Source organism: Mesonia oceanica (genome assembly GCF_902499555.1).
In the GTDB taxonomy this organism is placed as follows: domain Bacteria; phylum Bacteroidota; class Bacteroidia; order Flavobacteriales; family Flavobacteriaceae; genus Mesonia; species Mesonia oceanica.
The window spans coordinates 257,839-273,668 of sequence record NZ_CABVMM010000001.1 but is presented as its reverse complement, the minus strand read 5'-3'; the positions used below and the strand labels follow the sequence as shown (position 1 = coordinate 273,668).

11 protein-coding genes and 1 tRNA gene are annotated in these 15,830 nt (G+C 38.4%); 3 read left to right on the top strand and 9 right to left on the bottom strand.

Going from position 1 to position 15,830, the window contains the following annotated elements; translation table 11 throughout:
* The 7 genes from FVB9532_RS01315 to FVB9532_RS01285 form a co-directional block, all read right to left on the bottom strand.
* Entirely contained in the window at positions 1 to 1,551 is a 1,551-nt protein-coding gene (locus tag FVB9532_RS01315; protein ID WP_150543409.1) for a M14 family metallopeptidase, read from the bottom strand.
* An 11-nt stretch (positions 1,552 to 1,562) separates the two neighbouring features.
* A complete protein-coding gene (locus FVB9532_RS01310) occupies positions 1,563 to 2,873 on the bottom strand; it encodes a porin (RefSeq protein ID WP_150543408.1) in 1,311 nt (436 codons plus the stop codon).
* A gap of 9 nt (positions 2,874 to 2,882) precedes the next feature.
* Positions 2,883 to 4,028 (bottom strand): beta-aspartyl-peptidase, encoded by a 1,146-nt coding sequence (gene iadA / locus FVB9532_RS01305; RefSeq protein WP_150543407.1) that lies wholly within the window; start codon positions 4,026 to 4,028, stop codon positions 2,883 to 2,885.
* A gap of 6 nt (positions 4,029 to 4,034) precedes the next feature.
* Complete coding sequence (gene dcuC, locus FVB9532_RS01300; RefSeq protein ID WP_150543406.1) at positions 4,035 to 5,399, bottom strand: C4-dicarboxylate transporter DcuC; 1,365 nt, start codon at positions 5,397 to 5,399, stop codon at positions 4,035 to 4,037.
* A 136-nt stretch (positions 5,400 to 5,535) separates the two neighbouring features.
* Complete coding sequence (locus FVB9532_RS01295) at positions 5,536 to 7,143, bottom strand: lamin tail domain-containing protein (protein ID WP_150543405.1); 1,608 nt, start codon at positions 7,141 to 7,143, stop codon at positions 5,536 to 5,538.
* A gap of 5 nt (positions 7,144 to 7,148) precedes the next feature.
* Positions 7,149 to 8,018 carry a T9SS type A sorting domain-containing protein gene (locus FVB9532_RS01290; protein ID WP_150543404.1) on the bottom strand — a complete coding sequence of 290 codons (870 nt, stop codon included), beginning with the start codon at positions 8,016 to 8,018 and terminating at the stop codon, positions 7,149 to 7,151.
* 329 nt (positions 8,019 to 8,347) lie between these two features.
* Positions 8,348 to 10,750 carry a DUF8693 domain-containing protein gene (locus tag FVB9532_RS01285; protein WP_150543403.1) on the bottom strand — a complete coding sequence of 801 codons (2,403 nt, stop codon included), beginning with the start codon at positions 10,748 to 10,750 and terminating at the stop codon, positions 8,348 to 8,350.
* 132 nt (positions 10,751 to 10,882) lie between these two features.
* On the opposite strand from FVB9532_RS01285, the gene pdxR reads away from it, so the two are divergent.
* Both pdxR and FVB9532_RS01275 read left to right on the top strand, forming a co-directional pair.
* On the top strand, positions 10,883 to 12,364 hold the full coding sequence (gene pdxR, locus FVB9532_RS01280; RefSeq protein ID WP_150543402.1) for a MocR-like pyridoxine biosynthesis transcription factor PdxR: 1,482 nt from the start codon (positions 10,883 to 10,885) through the stop codon (positions 12,362 to 12,364).
* Positions 12,365 to 12,454: 90 nt separating this feature from the next.
* The gene (locus tag FVB9532_RS01275) at positions 12,455 to 13,363 is read left to right on the top strand and encodes an alpha/beta hydrolase family protein (RefSeq protein ID WP_150543401.1); all 909 of its coding nucleotides are present in this window, start codon (positions 12,455 to 12,457) and stop codon (positions 13,361 to 13,363) included.
* A 67-nt stretch (positions 13,364 to 13,430) separates the two neighbouring features.
* On the opposite strand, the gene FVB9532_RS01270 is transcribed toward FVB9532_RS01275, so the two are convergent.
* Positions 13,431 to 13,504 (bottom strand) — tRNA-Asn (locus FVB9532_RS01270).
* Between the two features lie 114 nt (positions 13,505 to 13,618).
* A complete protein-coding gene (gene rseP / locus FVB9532_RS01265) occupies positions 13,619 to 14,947 on the bottom strand; it encodes an RIP metalloprotease RseP (RefSeq protein ID WP_150543400.1) in 1,329 nt (442 codons plus the stop codon).
* Between the two features lie 167 nt (positions 14,948 to 15,114).
* On the opposite strand from rseP, the gene FVB9532_RS01260 reads away from it, so the two are divergent.
* A complete protein-coding gene (locus FVB9532_RS01260) occupies positions 15,115 to 15,792 on the top strand; it encodes an SCO family protein (RefSeq protein WP_150543399.1) in 678 nt (225 codons plus the stop codon).
* Positions 15,793 to 15,830 lie beyond the last annotated feature (38 nt).

Here is a 15,830-nt window from a genome sequence, read left to right as displayed (position 1 = left end):
TTAGAGTTTTTGGGGCGTTAAATATCTGTAATAAGGAAGCTCTTCTCCTTTTTGGGTAGCAATCACGTCGTACGACAAAAAGCTATTTGCGGCTTCCGGCTCTAAGGTTTCTATGGCCAAACCGGCATTTTTCTGGTCGAGGTACACCACGTAGGTTCCTTTGGGAAAAGTTTTGGTTATCGTATGCGTTGCTACAGAAACTTTTTGCCGGTGCACTTTTTCGTATTTGTTTGAATCCCGATAATAATCGGTAATCTCATAACTTTCCACTTCTAAAGTTTTAGGGGAAGAAAGTTGCTCGACCTCTAAGCCCAATACCTTGAGGCGTTTGATAAGTTTCTCTTGGGTAGGTAAAATTAGATAGGCGGTAGGTCGCTCCCGTGTTAAGGTGGGAAAAGATGCTAAGGCATTGCGTAAAATCACTTCTTCGGTAACTAATTTATTTTCTGCTAAATCGATAAAGCTCATTTCTTCTCTGGAAACTTTTCGTTTTGATTTCACCACTACCTCAGCGCGACTATTTACAGCTTGTTCAATCTCCTTTTTCACCTCTTCTGGATGGTTATAAGCGGTTTCGAGGTAAGCTTTAGCCACTAAAAAGGTAGTCATCACCCTTCGTTTAAAAGAGGTCTTCCCTAATCCTACACCCCGTACTTCTATTAAGGTAGAAATCGTATTGGCCAGCGCATAGGAAGTCGCACTGGAACGGGCATTTACCGAACCTAAATTATAACATGTATAGCCTTCGCAATCGGATGTAGAAAAATAATTGTATGCGCGTAAGTTATTTTCTTTCAATAAAGATTTCGCATTGGCGACAAAGGTATCTTCGGTGAATTCCCGTAAGTTTTTGGGAACGTTTAAGTTTCCGGAATACAGGAACATCACATCATACGGATTGGTCACCCCGTATTCGCGGTAGTGTACAAAATCCCTTCGGAAAGGTCGGTATTCGTGAAAATCTAAAGCTACTTCCGCCTTAAAATCACTAAAGGCTTGTTTAAGGTAAATACTTTCGCTGGCATTTAATTTGGTCTGGTCCCGATTTAAGTCCAAGCCATTTTTAGCATCCCGCACTTGATCGTTAAAACCATCAATATTCGCCATCGGGACAATGCCTATTTCCAATCTATCCAATAAATGTTGGTATTCTTTATTGGTTAATAATTGCTGAATAAGGTAAAGTATACCTTCAGTACTGGCAGGTTCATCTCCGTGGATTCCTGCTTGTATCCAAACCCTTACTTTGTCTTTTTCTGAAGTATCACTTGCTTTGTTAAAGGTAAGCATCGGTATTTCTAAACCTCTTTGACTTTTACCGATAAATTTTAACTGCACCTCTTCCGGGTGTTGATCCACCAGTGGTTGCAGAAAATTCATCATTTCCTTATAGGTGGTAAAGCCTTTTTTCTTGTGAAAAGCCGGCGTGTTGATTTCTACCTCAACATCCGGAAAAAACTTTTCGGTAACTTCTTTTGTTTGCGGACTGAACATTTGCGCTGAGCAAATAGAACTGAATGCGATAAGTATTACTAGGAATAAATTTTTCATGGCTATTAAAATTAAAATCCGATTGAAAAGATGAGTCGGCCAATCCATTCGTTTCCATCAATAGGATTTCCATTAATATCATTAGACCCCGGCGCGGCATCGATATAGGTAAAAGAGGCCTGTACTTTGGCGCCGTAATTTCTTTCTAAATATTTACTGATTCCGAACGTGTAGTAATTGGGTCGGTTGTAAAACGTACCATTATTTAAAAACGAATGTTCATCAGCTTTCAAATGCGTATATCGGGCATCTACCGAAATTAAGTTCCTAAATAGGTAACCGGCTTGAAGATTATAGCCTTCGCCCAACATCATTCTTCCTTTTACATAGTTTTTGACATCCTGAATGCCGTTCACCTCAAAACTGGAAGAAATAGACCCATCGTTTCTCACCCGTTGGGTAATATCGTTACTCACACTGGCGGTCGATTTTACAAATTCCCCAATCATGGAAAATCCTTTGTATTTAAATAGAAAATCAATACCGTATTTGGTATAATCGGGTAAGCTTTCTTCGTCATCATCATTTAAATAAATAATGTTACCACTTCCTCTTCCCCGACGGCTACTTATCCCGTTGTTAAAGCTGTAATTTACACCTACCACTAATTTTGGGGTAAGCTCGCGAACCATATCTACTTGACGAAATTGTCCAAAATAAGTAAACAAACCAAAGGGAAGAAAATCGAGTCTTCCGCCGTATTTGAGTCCGCCACGGTCTTTGTCAAAAACATTTAGCCCATCGCCATTGGTAATGGCTAAGGAAGGTTTTAGATAAGAACCACCACGAAGCCTATAAGTGGCATCAGCAAAAAGGCCAAATTCCCGAATGGTACTAAACGCTGAAGTTACCCTACTGCGTTCTACTAATTGTAGGGTTTGCGAGTTCATGCGTAGTTCGCGGTTATCGGTAGGGGTTGATTTTTGTCCGAAAGTGAGTGAAATATTATCGGTGATATCGTAAGAAATAAACGCATCTAATAGAAAAGTTCCGGCGTCATCGCCTTCTATTTGAATTTCGGGCGTTCCACTTAAGTCTACTTTTAAACGATAGCTTAATTTTTCGTTTTCCGATTTTCCGTTTAAATTTAGTCGCAACCGACGCATGCGGAAGCGATTGTACAATTCTTTATCGTCGTTCCCTACATAACGCTTTACTTCTACATAGGGTTGCGCATAGCCTTCTAAACGTATAGAGTAACCTTTCTCTCCCGAAAAGTTGAGCCCTTCGCCAAAGGTATATTTATCTAAGTGGATTTGTGCAGAAGCGCACAAGGGAACACTTAATACCCAGAAAGTAATTATAAGTTTTAGAGCTTTCATCGCTATTGATTAATGTTCAAAATTTCCTTTTTGAAGAACTTGATGGTCTTCCATCATTAATTTTCCCTTGGCAAAGACATCGGTTAGCTTAAAGTCATCATCCAAGCAGCAGAAATCTGCATCGAAACCTACCGCTACTTTTCCTTTTTCTTTTAAGGCTAAGTTCTTAGCGGGGTTAAGGGTAATCAGCTTGATGGCTTCTTCTATGGGTAAACCTCCCTCTTTAATAAGTGCCCGGGTTTGTTCAAAATTTAAATGAATAGGGGCTTTGGTAAAGCCTATTAAATTTCCGTGTTCGTCTTTTTTCCCTAATCCCGCATTTCCGTCACTACTAAAGGTTAGCTGATCGATGGAAATCCCTTTTTCCAACGCATACAATACCGATTTATAGGGATCGGTGTATTTGGTTCCTCCGGTGGTGATGTCAATCATTCCGCCCAGCTCAGCGAATTTCAAGGATTGGTCAAACAAGGCTTTGGTTCGTCCTACGTGGGTAGGGGAAATGTTCTCGATAGGGAATTCATATTTTTCTACTAGTTCCAATAAAATATCGATTTGCGAAGTCATTCTTCCCAAGTGAATATGCAGGATTCCTTTTTTACCGGAAATCTGACCGCCTACACGTACTTCACGTAAGTGTCTTAAAAGTTCAGTGGCAGTTGGATAGGAAGAACGTTCGTCACTAATGGCGACTTTACAGCCCAAGACTTTATCGATAAACACCATATCATCTTGAATAGAACCGGTAATCGTCACCGGATCGATGCTGAAATAACTAGTAAACATATAAGCACTGATCCCCTCATTAGACAAAGCTTTGGCTTTGGCGTATAAGGTTTTTATACTGCGTGCGGTTCCATCGGTTCCCAGTAGGCCAACTACGCTGGTCGTTCCGCAGGAAATAAATTCGCCCATCATAATTTCCGGGGTCATGGATTCGTAACCGTGTTTTCCTCCGGCTCCAATAATATGAACGTGTTGGTCGATAAACCCGGAAGTAAGGGTTTTTCCTTGGGCGTCCCAAGTTTTAGCAATCGCAGAATTTTCTTCTATATGGTCTTGTATGGCCAAAATCTTTTCTCCACCAATTAGGATATCTTTTTTCCCTAGTGGAGTTGGCGCATAAACGTTTGCATTTTTTATAAGTGTGAGCATATATTTTTATATAAAATGATAGATTAACATGATGATTAAAGCCACGCCTAGCGGAATAAGGTTCCGTTTAACAATAGAAAAGGTGGAAACCTTGGCTAATTCCGCTGCAGCAATTAAAACGCCGGCTACGGGAGAAACGGTTCTTCCCATAGAAGCCGATAATTGCATGGGCAAAATAATGGAGCTGCTTTTTACACCGAGTTGCTGAGCGATATTGGGAACCAAAGGTCCAAAGGAAAAGAAGGATGCATTACCGCTCCCCATTAACATCGAAGCCAAGAAAATCATGACGCTGAGTACAATACCTATTCCCACGCCCCCTAGTCCCAGGTGTTGAGACAAGCTCATTAAGCCATCGATAAAGCCTAAACTGATAAGTCCTTTTGAAAAAATATCGGCGGCAATAATAAGGGTGACTACGGTTTTAAAGATATTTCCCATACCGTTCCAAAACTCTTTTAAAGAGACCAGCACTTCCCTGAAATTTCTTTTCCGTAGCAATTCAAAAACCAAAGCGACAAAAAGGCTAATGAACATGGCGGTGGTGGTGTCCAATACTATCGCGGTTTCAAAAAAGCTGAATATTTCTGAAAAAACAATTAGTAAGACTAAGGGTAAAACAGGAATAATGGCATAATACAAAGGAGCGGTGAGTTCTAGTTTTTCAACTTTCTCTAGCGGCTTCCCTTCTTTTTGATCTTTTTTATCGAAATAGCGATTCACGAAATAATAGGTGACCATCATCGATATACTAAGTGGTATTACTAAGGGAATCTGATCTTGTAAAAAGAAGGAAATAGCATCTTGGTCGATAATCGTGGTGGCACTCGCCGTAATAGCGGAAGCCGGTCCAATCCCAAAAGCAGTACAAGCGGTGATGACGGAAACAGCAGAAAGACGGCTTACCCCCAAATTGATTAAGATGGGAAATACGGAAGCCATTAATAAGAGCCCCAATCCCGCTGCCGAAGGAATACAAACAAACAATATTTGCCCGATAGGTATCACTAAAGACGCAGCGATATAAGGCCGTTTTTTGAATAACGACAAAGGCTTTAGGGCGATATACACCAAAGATTTAGAAGCTCCTATTTTGTCGATATATGCCACAAAACCTCCAATGGCCATAATCATTAATCCTACGCCGGCATTGGTTTTTGCAAAAGAACCGCTAATGTAGCGAAACAAGTCAAAACCAAAGAAACCGGTAGGTTCAGTTAAGACAGGAACCGGATAATCTAAATAATAAGACACCACCAACATCGCCAATCCTGCAAATAATAATACCGCATGGGGATAGAACTTCTTGATAAGAAGTATGGCGACGAGTACAATAAAAATTACTGCGATGATGGGTCCTAAAGCTGACATTCAAATAAATTTTTTAATTATTTACCACTAGTGCATTTTGCTGTTTTCACTTCCAGCCCGTCAAATCGAATGAAACCCTATTAAGATTTTATATCGACCATAAGGCTTAAAGTTGAAATTCAGTTATCATTTCATTTTAAAATGGGGTTCCGTCTACTTTTGTGCCCGGAGAGAAAAGCAAGCCATTAACATCTCCGTGTTGAACAAAATCTCCAGTGATATCTGGGTTTCTTGTATAAGACTCGTTGGGGTTATTGGAATAAGGTTCAATATCAAACGTAACCAATACTGTTCCCTCGGCATCTTCTACGGTAAGGATATCTCCAGAATTGTTTAAGTTCAGGTCTCCGGTAGAAGAGGTTTGTACTACTGCCCCACCAAAACTTCCGGTAGGCGTTCCTCCGCCAAAAACCACTAATACACCGTGGGCTGGAATTATGGTTCCATCAGGTACAATATGTCTTGGGGTATCGTTATCTAAAGCTTCGGTATCGAATATTTTAAAACCGCTCACATCTAAGGGAGAAGAAGAATCGTTGTAAAGTTCTATAAATTCATCTTCACTTTGAGCATACACTCCATCCCCGTTAGCATCACCGTCTAAATTATTATTCGAAGGATCGTATAAAATTTCATTTAAAATTAAAGAAACTTCAATATCATCATCTTCAATGGTTATGATTACCTCTTGGTTTTCTCCAGCCACTGCATTGGTGATATTACCCAAGCTCACTTTAATCGTTTCATTTCCCTCTACTTCTGAATCTTGGATAGCAGTTAATTCTATACTCGCTTCAGTAGCTCCTGCAGGAATGGTAATGCTTTCACTTTCTACCGAATAATCAGTAGCTAAGGTAGCATTCCCGGCAAAGTTTAATTCTACCGTCACCGTTTCATTAGTAGCGGCATTTAAAGAAGCACTAAGGACTGCCATTCCGCCATCTTCCGCAATTAAGGTTTCATTTACCGATAAATACACGGTAGTGGTTACGCTGGCATCTGAAACCACTCCTAACCTACTTTCTTCCGGGACTTGATCATATATTTGGGCAGGAACCACAATATCCGGAGTATCGGGATCTCCATCGGGACCGGGATTTCCGCTCATATCTAAACGTTCTTGAATTTGAAGGTTATTGTTTAAATCGATACTAACAAAATTATGGTTGGGCAAGTGCAAATGCAGCAATTGGGTATTGGCACTCAAATCTAAGCCAGAAAGTTTTTGAGTTTCATCGGCACTTGAACTTCCTTTGTAGCGTAACAGCTTAAGGGCGGTGTTATTGGAAAGGTCTAAACTCCCTAGTAAGTTGAAGTTAATCTCCAACTCTTCCAATCCGCTTAAATTGGTAAGATCCAACTCTTCTACATCGTTTGAGGTAAGCACCAAATGTTGAAGCCCTACAAAGTATTCGATTCCGGTTAAATCGGTAATCTTTGTTTCGGCCGTGGCCAATCCAGCTTGCGTTAAGGCTTCTACATTACTACTGGTTTTACTTAACAAAAGCTCCCCCACGACAGCTACTTCATTGGGATCTAAATAATAATGTACGCCATCATTTTCTACCTCACTATAGATGCCGGGAGTTTCGTTGTAGAGCATATATTCTGCAAAAGCGGCATCGGGAATTTCTACTAATTCTGATTCTGAAATGGGTTCACTTCCTTCGACATCATCCGTGCTACATGCATTCAAAAAGAAGAGGCTTGAAAGCACTAAGCTGTAGGTTATTAAATTTTTCATGAATATTATTTTATAATTACTTTTTTAGTAATACGTTGGTGAGCCGTAGTTTCAAAAGAAGCCAGATAGATTCCTGAATGAAGACTCGTTACATTGAACATAGAAGCATTGTTGATTTTTTGCTCCAGTACTTTCTGTCCCAACAAGTTATAAACCTTAATATTGCTAATTGAATTTTCCGGAGCTTGCACATAGAGTTTTCCTCCAATCACAGGATTAGGATAAATGGAAAGGTTTTCAAGCTTAAACTTTTGCGCACTTAAATTGGTATTGGTGTAAGTACCGATAGTGGTTACTGTATTTTCAAGGGCATCGCTTTCGTTACAGATTCCTTGATCGTCTAACACATCTACTCCATAGAACGTCCACTCGCTCTCGGTAAAAGTAGGATTGGGCCCCATGTCATTATTCCTTGATCCCCAAGAATCTACATATTCCCAATTTTCTCCGGTACCATCTATATCTCCTCCAAACTGATCGATGACTGCTTCCGTACTAATTTCCATAATTCGGTAAGAATCATCTCCATTATGGCTAATATCATCATTAACCAATGAATTTTCGGTAGTGATATTTGCACTAGGAAATTCTGTATTTAAGGTAGCTAAATCCCTAATTAAATAAATAAACTCATCGGTTTTAGTCCCTAAATCGGTTAAAGCTATATCTACTCCGTCATCTTCCCAGGTTCCCGAGTTAGAACGTCTCACCATTTTATAGTTGCTTAAATCTACCGTACCACTTACATAGATTTCTACAAATTTGCTAGTGTTGCCGCACGAGCCATCTACCACGTTAGTGATTACCAAATTTTGCGCATTTACAGAAAAGGTAAATGCGAATACTAAAATTAAAAGTGTGTAAATTTTTCTCATAATGTCTCTATTTGATAAAAATTAAAGCTTATTAAAACTATATATTCAAAAAAAACTCTTTGTTTTTATGAATTATACAATTCAAATAGATGAAACTTTTGCCTATCTTTAGCATACCAATTAATATTAAATAAGCATACCAATTTTAATTTTAGGTGGAGGGAAAGCTTATTTGGCAAGAGCTTCTCGGAAGAAATGAGACGAAAAAAGACCAGCTAAAAGGATCATCGTAGTTAACCTAGGCCCAACTACAACTAAGTTGTAGACTAGCAGCCATTTCTAATGATTTCTTTTCAGCTGGTCTTTCGTTAAAACTTTTCTTGAAAAGTTTAGTTTATTATAATTTTTGTAGTGTAAGTTTTTTTAGCATTGGTTATGCGTAACATATAAACTCCGGTCTCCCAATGGGCAGCCTCCTTAATTTCCAACCTTTTTCGCTGGGTGAAGGAGTGTGTTGAGCTATACACTTCTTGGCCTAGTATAGTATAGGCTTTTATGGTGCATGCTCCAAGGTTCGAATTTGTTAATTGAACAAACACAGAACTGTTGTTTACAGGATTAGGATACACCAATAGGTTATTCTTATCAAATGTAGCTGTATGTAAATTGCTGTTCTGAAAAACAATAGAGAAACGTTGGTTGGTTGAACTTTCATCATTAGGATTCACCACAAAACTAATCTCATTCTCCCCAGATGACAACGCTATTAACTCATTGGTAAAGTTATCTTTTAAGTAAGGTTGAAGCTCACCAAAGTCGCTCACATTTAATCTTAAACTATAGTTTTCTGCGGTGTAATTGTTACTGTATAACGGAATTTCTTCCATTTCATAAGGCATTTCCCTATTTTCTATACTAAACACCTCATTGTCGGTAAGACTTCCTATATTTTCATCGGCGTTGAATAATTTTAAGGCATCTTGCATCGTCTTTTCATTGGAATAGTTCTCAGAAAAACGTAACCAAAACGAATCATTTGCCAAATCGTTGGCAAGTATATTTTGTTCTGTAAAAAGCTGTCCGTAAATAAACAGACTTTCATCGGGATCTTGTGCAGGCCTAAAAGTATCCGTTAACTGTGCAGGCGCTTTACTATTTTCTTCGAAAATCACTTGGGTTCCCGGAGCATTATCAAGGGTTCTTACAAAAGCTGCTTGTCCCGGTTGCAAGTATTGGTTAGCTGCAGAGGTTCCCGATACTCCTGTATCCGTAGGAGAACTAGCTCCACTTGGTAGTAAAATAGTGACATATGCTCCTTGCTCGCCAATATTAGGATCAAAGATATAATAATAACCATCGTTGATGTTATTGGAATTTGCGATGAGGGTATTCATATCTACCGAAGATTGGTAAGGATTTCCTACGAGGTTAAATGCACCTGCATCGTTTGATACATCGGTAGTCACATTCCCGGTCACCAACTGTCCGGTTGTTCTTAAAATGGTCGCAGTAGGTGTAGAGGAATTATCGCTTAAATCGGTAGCCCTACTTCCCCTTACAAACAAACGGTAAGGAGTTCCTGCGGTTAAGGTATTTACATCAGTATTTTCTATATCCTCCCAACTGCCGCTCATATTATCAAAACCAAACAAAGATGGATTTCCGGAGATGCTTGCATCAAAACCATTTGCTCCAGTGGTAGATCCGGTAATATGAGTTCCATAACCGGGATTGGGATTCAAGTTATCTTGTGTAAAATCGGTACCACTATTATTTACGCCTTCCTGCCAATTATCACGAATTGTTGTGGAAGTATTCACCGCGGTTGATAAAAGTCTAAAAGCCCGATTGGCCGGAATAAAACGCTCTATGGTTACTTCTCCTGTTCCTGTGTTTTGAAAACCGGAAGCTACAGCCCCTAACATCCCTGTACTAGTCGCAGAGCTACTGGCAAAGGTGATATTTCCCTCATTGTTTAATTCATTCGTTAAGTAAAGTACTTTATTGACTACTAATTTTGCTCCGCTATTTACGGTAAGCTTATTCATATAAGTATCTTCATTTAAGGTAGCTGTTCCATTCATAATAAGCACTTCGTCTGTATCATCGGAAACTCCATTTTCAGGGTTTTCAGGAATCCATGAGCCATTATTATAGGCATAATCTGCCCCACCGGTAAAAGAACTATTATTATAACTAGCTAGTGTATTTACAATATCTTCTAAGGGATCACTATTTTTACAAATACCTTCACCTTCCAGTACATTCAAGCCATGAAAAGTCCATTCACTCTCGTTAAAATTAGGGTTGGGCCCTACATCGTCATTCCTAGAAACCCAAGATTTGATATATTCCCAACTCTCTCCGGTCCCATCGGTATCTCCCCCAAACTGATCGATCACCGTATTGCTACTCACCTCTACAATTCTATAAGAATCATTACCGTTATGACTGATGCTACCGTTCACCATGGAATTGTTGGTGGTGATATCCACATTGGGAAACTCGGTGTTTAAGGTAGCCAAATCCCTGATTAAGTAGATAAATTCATTAGTTCTAGTCCCAAAATCGGTTAAAGCTATGTCTACACCATTGTCTGCCCAGGTTCCTGAATTAGAGCGTCTCACTAATTTATATTGACTTAGATCTATGCTGCCATCTATATAAATTTCCACAAATTTACTACTATTCCCACAATCGCCAACGACCACATTGGTAATCACCAAATGTTGAGCATTCACTGAAAAAGCAAAGGCAAAAATTAAACTTAAAAGTGTGTAAGTTTTTCTCATATCACCTATATTTAATAGAAATTAAAACTATATCTTCAAAAAATTATTCTTTTTTTTATGAATAATTCAATACAACAATAGAAAAATTTAAGTACCTTTCTCGTACCAATCTATTTTAATTTCGCATACCAGTTGAATTTAATTATCAATAACCTTCTGAAAAACTTTACTTTAGAAACTTACAAAGTAGAACTCAGTAAGTATTTAAGGATTTGTGAGTTTTTTAAATCGAAGATTGAACAGAAAGATATTCCCGCCCATACCCTTATGCCTTCTACCCGCCTTTTGGCCAGTGAATTATCGGTTTCTAGAAGCACGGTGATCAAAGCTTATGAGTTATTGATTTTAGAGGGATTTATAGAATCAAAAAAAGGTTCAGGCTATTGGGTAAAGGATCATGACTTTAGTTTTTCTTCTCACGATGAGATTGACCCGAGCATCAAGTACCCTTCGATTTCTAAAAAGGGAAAAGCTTTTTCTGAAAATGTTTCTTTGATCAACAGTACTTCAGAAAAATTTGTTGCCTTCCGGCCGGGCTTGCCTCCCTTGGATATATTTCCCGTCAACCAATGGAAAAAATTGTCTAATTTGTATTGGAGGAATATTAAATCTTCTGCACTTTCCTACTCTGATTCTTCGGGAATTGAGCCTTTAAAAAAGAATATTGCGACCTATCTAAATCTTATCCGCGGAATTAAGTGCGACCACCATCAGGTGATTATTGTTTCAGGATCGCTTCAATCACTTTATTTGGTAGGGAATGCGCTTTTAAACACGGGAGATACCATCGTGATGGAAAATCCCACCTTCCCGAATGTTCATTCTATTTTCAGGAGTTTAGAAGCGAAAATAAAAGCGGTTCCTCTTGATGAGGAAGGAATGAAAATTAACGAGTTACAGCTTTCTTCTAACGAACATCCAAAATTAATTCATCTTACGCCTTCGAGCCATTATCCTACAGGAATTAAAATGACGAAGGAAAGAAAACTGGAACTATTGGAATGGGCCAATAGCCATGAAGCGATGATTATTGAAAATGATTATGATCATGAAATTAGCAATTGGAAAGATAAAAGTGAAGCGATCTTTAGTTTAGATCGGCAACAGCGCACGGTGTATTTGGGCACGTTTAACCGATTGCTTCACCCTTCGGTAAGATTGGGCTATATGGTGGTGCCTTATTATTTGCTAGACGTTATTAAAGCCTTACAAAAACATTCCCATCGCTTTGTTTCGCCTTCCAACCAAGTGGTGATGAGTCAGTTTATTGAAAAAAACTATTTATATAAGCATATTAAGAATGTAGTTGAAGTGGCCGAAGAGCGGAAAGCGGTTTTCTTGCAGTCTTTTAAAGAACAATTTGAGGATTCTATTCGGCTCCTTCCTTCACAAGCGCGGAGTTTGCACTTGCTTGCTGAACTTCCAAAAAATGTTTCAGATAAAAAGTTGGCCAAGGAATTTTCAGACAAAAATATTATTGCGCATCCTTACAGTAAATGTTATGTAAGTGAAGAGAAAAATGGACTTATTTTAGGGCACTCGTGTGTTAGAAAACCCATCATTACCAAAAAAATCATCGAAATGGCGAAGATCTATAAGTCGGTCATCAACTAAATTGGTAGTTAAAATTATTACTAACTGGTATGGTTTGATAGGGATGATTTATAAATACATTGCCTTCCATTAAGACGAATAATAGTTTAGATGAACAAGTTTTTTATTTTTTTCCTTTCACTAGTGGTTGTTACCGCTTGTGACCCTAATGATGTATCTAGCGAAACCACAGACGATTCGATTTCGGGAACCGGTGCTTTTGTTTTTAAAGATTATGCCCCCCTTTCTTCAAAGCCTATTAATGTTTTTTACCACATTCCTGCTAATGTTACCGCAAGCACAAAGATTTTATTTGTATTTCATGGTGCCGGAAGAAATGCAGCAGAATACCGGGATGCTTGGATTGCGCAAGCCAACCAAAAAGGGTTGATTCTAGTAGTTCCTGAATTTTCTGAAAATTATTTTCCCGGCAGCAATGCCTATAATTTAGGCAATGTTTTTGTAGATGGCTACCATCCCTCTGCTGCTACTCTAAATAATGAATCACAATGGACATTTTCCTTGATTGAACCACTATTTGCTAAAATAAAATCTTTGACCGGGAATACTTCCTCGAACTATTCTATCTACGGTCATTCTGCCGGAGCGCAATTTGCGCATCGATTTTTGCTGTTTAAACCTCAAGCTCATGTAGATAAAGTGGTAGCTTCGGCTGCGGGTTGGTACACGCTTCCCGATTTCACGGTAGATTTTCCTTATGGATTGAATCATAGCTTTGTAGATATAGATTTAAACAATTTTTTTGCTCAAGAGTTAATCCTCCAAATAGGGGAACTGGATAATGATCCCAATTCGCCTGCACTTCGGCATAACAACACCGTAGATCAACAAGGAAATAACCGCTATGATCGAGCTTATTATTTTTATGATTTAGGAATGACAAAGGCCGAAGCAATCAACACTTCTTTTAACTGGCAAATCATAGAAACCCCCAATACAGGCCATGAGTTTGAACCTACGATTGAACAGGCGGCAGATTTGTTGGTGGATTTAGAGTAAAAAGCAAAGCAGCACATATTAAAAAACAAAAAAGCCTCTACATTTCTGTAAAGGCTTTTCCTTTTTGCTCCTCAGGTTGGGCTCGAACCAACGACCCTCTGATTAACAGTCAGATGCTCTAACCAACTGAGCTACTGAGGAGTGTTATTTCAATAAGTATGCTTAATCGAAGTTGGTAAGAATACCTTTTATTTCCCTAAGCGGATGCAAATATAAGCACTTTTTTAATTTACCAAAATATTTTTTTGAATTTTTTTACCCAACCAGCCATCGGTAAATATCATTTCCGTTGGCATAAAGCACTAAAGCGATGAGAATGAAGAATCCAACCATTTGCGCATACTCCATAAATTTATCGTTCGGTTTTCTTCCGGTAATCATTTCATAGAGTAAAAACATCACGTGCCCTCCATCTAAAGCCGGAATCGGTAAAATATTCATAAAGGCCAAAATAATCGAAATAAGCGCTGTTGTTAGCCAGAAGCTATGCCAATCCCATTGCCCAGGAAACATATTACCAATCGCACCAAAACCACCTACTTGAGAAGCTCCTTTCTTGGTAAACACATAACTAAACTGTGCTACATAATCGTGTAAGGTCCAATACGCATAATCAAAGCCTTTAGGAATACTTTCTCCTAAAGAATATTCTTTATGGGTAAATTTAATATCGTTTTTAAGGTCTATCGCAACGCCCACGATCCCGGTGCTATCTTCTTGCAACTGCACTTGACGTTCATCTTGCGTAGCTGTATTTTTTAAAGTAACCTCAAAAGTTTTCCCCTCTTGGGCTTTTTGCATCTCCTTAAACTCTTGCCAGCTATGTACAGGTTTTCCATTTAAGCTTATCACTAAATCTCCTTCCTTTAATCCGGCTTTCTCTGCATTACTACCTTCACTAACCGTAGCAATCAAGGGTTTCATTTTAGGAAAAAGAGGTTCTAAATCTCCTTTTTGAAAAAGTTGATGGCCAATATCTTCAGGAATATCAATGGTTTCTTTTGTTCCATTTTGATGCTGAACCGTAACGGTTTTTACATCTCTCACCAAGAAATATTTATTAATGTCCAACTGACTTTCAACGGGTTCATGGTTAATAGTTAAAATACGATCACCATCTTGAAACCCTAGTGCTTCCACATTTTCTGAGGCCATTAAACCTTGTGGAATATCATCAAAGGTGACGCGATCGCTTCCCCATACAAACAGCACCATTATATAAATAAGGAAGCCTAAAATAATGTTTACCGTGACCCCTCCAATCATAATAATTAAACGTTGCCAAGCCGGTTTGCTTCTAAATTCCCATGGTTGCGGAGGTTTTGCCATTTGCTCCTTATCCATGCTCTCATCAATCATTCCGGAGATTTTTACATAACCTCCCAAAGGCAACCAACCAATCCCGTAAACGGTATCTCCTATTTTTTTCTTAAAAAGGGCAAACTTGACATCAAAAAACAAGAAGAATTTTTCTACGCGCGTTTTAAATATTTTTGCGGGAATAAAATGACCTAATTCGTGTAATACAATTAAAATAGATAAACTTAATATTAACTGAAGGGCTTTTATAAAAAATGGACTCATAGTCTTAATTTCAATATTCTGTTGTAAAAAATCGCACAAAAGTAACCTTTTAAATCTGCTTAGAAAAAAAATGTGACTTCAATAGTGCTTTGTATAGCAAATAATTGACCAAAATCAATTTTCGTCTGCTTAATAGGTTGTAATTTTGTAAAAAAGTTACAGAAGCTATGCTGAAGTTTTTTGCCAAGTATAAGTTTTTTGCCCTAGTACTCTTTGTACTTTCAGCAATTATTATTTCTATTATTTATCAATTGTTGAAACCCGCCCCTACTTTACCCGTTTACCAACCCGACATGGTTAATCGAGAATTGGTAGACACCACCGTTCAATATGTTCGAAAATATCATAAAATACCCGATTTTAAACTCGTAAACCAAAACGGAGATACCATCACGCAAAAAGATTACCAAGATAAAATTTATATCGCCGATTTCTTTTTTACTACCTGTCAGAGTATTTGTCCTATTATGACCGACCATATGGTAAAAATTCAAGAAGAGTTTAAAGATGATCCAGAAATTTTATTGCTTTCTCATACCGTAACGCCCGAAATAGATTCTGTAGCACAATTAAAACGTTATGCTGAAAAAAAAGGGGTGATCGATGAAAAATGGAATTTGGTCACGGGCGATAAAAAAGAAATCTACGATCTCGCCAGAAAATCTTACCTCGTTGCCAAATCTCAAGGAAACGGTGGAAAATACGATATGGTACACACCGAAAATTTCGCTTTAATCGACAAACAAAAGCAAGTTCGCGGGTTTTACGATGGCACCGATCCAGAAGCCATTGAGCAATTGGTAAAAGATGTAAAACTTCTCAAAAAACTAGAGAAAAAAGACTAATCTCACTTCATTTGAATAAGTTTTTGTAAGAATAATTT

Excerpts from the sequence above, each read along its gene's own strand:
- iadA (WP_150543407.1), bottom strand. The coding sequence starts at position 4,028 with ATGCTCACACTTATAAAAAATGCAAACGTTTATGCGCCAACTCCACTA.
- FVB9532_RS01310 (WP_150543408.1), bottom strand. The coding sequence starts at position 2,873 with ATGAAAGCTCTAAAACTTATAATTACTTTCTGGGTATTAAGTGTTCCC.
- FVB9532_RS01275 (WP_150543401.1), top strand. The coding sequence starts at position 12,455 with ATGAACAAGTTTTTTATTTTTTTCCTTTCACTAGTGGTTGTTACCGCT.
- dcuC (WP_150543406.1), bottom strand. The coding sequence starts at position 5,399 with ATGTCAGCTTTAGGACCCATCATCGCAGTAATTTTTATTGTACTCGTC.
- FVB9532_RS01315 (WP_150543409.1), bottom strand. The coding sequence starts at position 1,551 with ATGAAAAATTTATTCCTAGTAATACTTATCGCATTCAGTTCTATTTGC.
- FVB9532_RS01290 (WP_150543404.1), bottom strand. The coding sequence starts at position 8,018 with ATGAGAAAAATTTACACACTTTTAATTTTAGTATTCGCATTTACCTTT.
- rseP (WP_150543400.1), bottom strand. The coding sequence starts at position 14,947 with ATGAGTCCATTTTTTATAAAAGCCCTTCAGTTAATATTAAGTTTATCT.
- FVB9532_RS01260 (WP_150543399.1), top strand. The coding sequence starts at position 15,115 with ATGCTGAAGTTTTTTGCCAAGTATAAGTTTTTTGCCCTAGTACTCTTT.
- FVB9532_RS01285 (WP_150543403.1), bottom strand. The coding sequence starts at position 10,750 with ATGAGAAAAACTTACACACTTTTAAGTTTAATTTTTGCCTTTGCTTTT.
- FVB9532_RS01295 (WP_150543405.1), bottom strand. The coding sequence starts at position 7,143 with ATGAAAAATTTAATAACCTACAGCTTAGTGCTTTCAAGCCTCTTCTTT.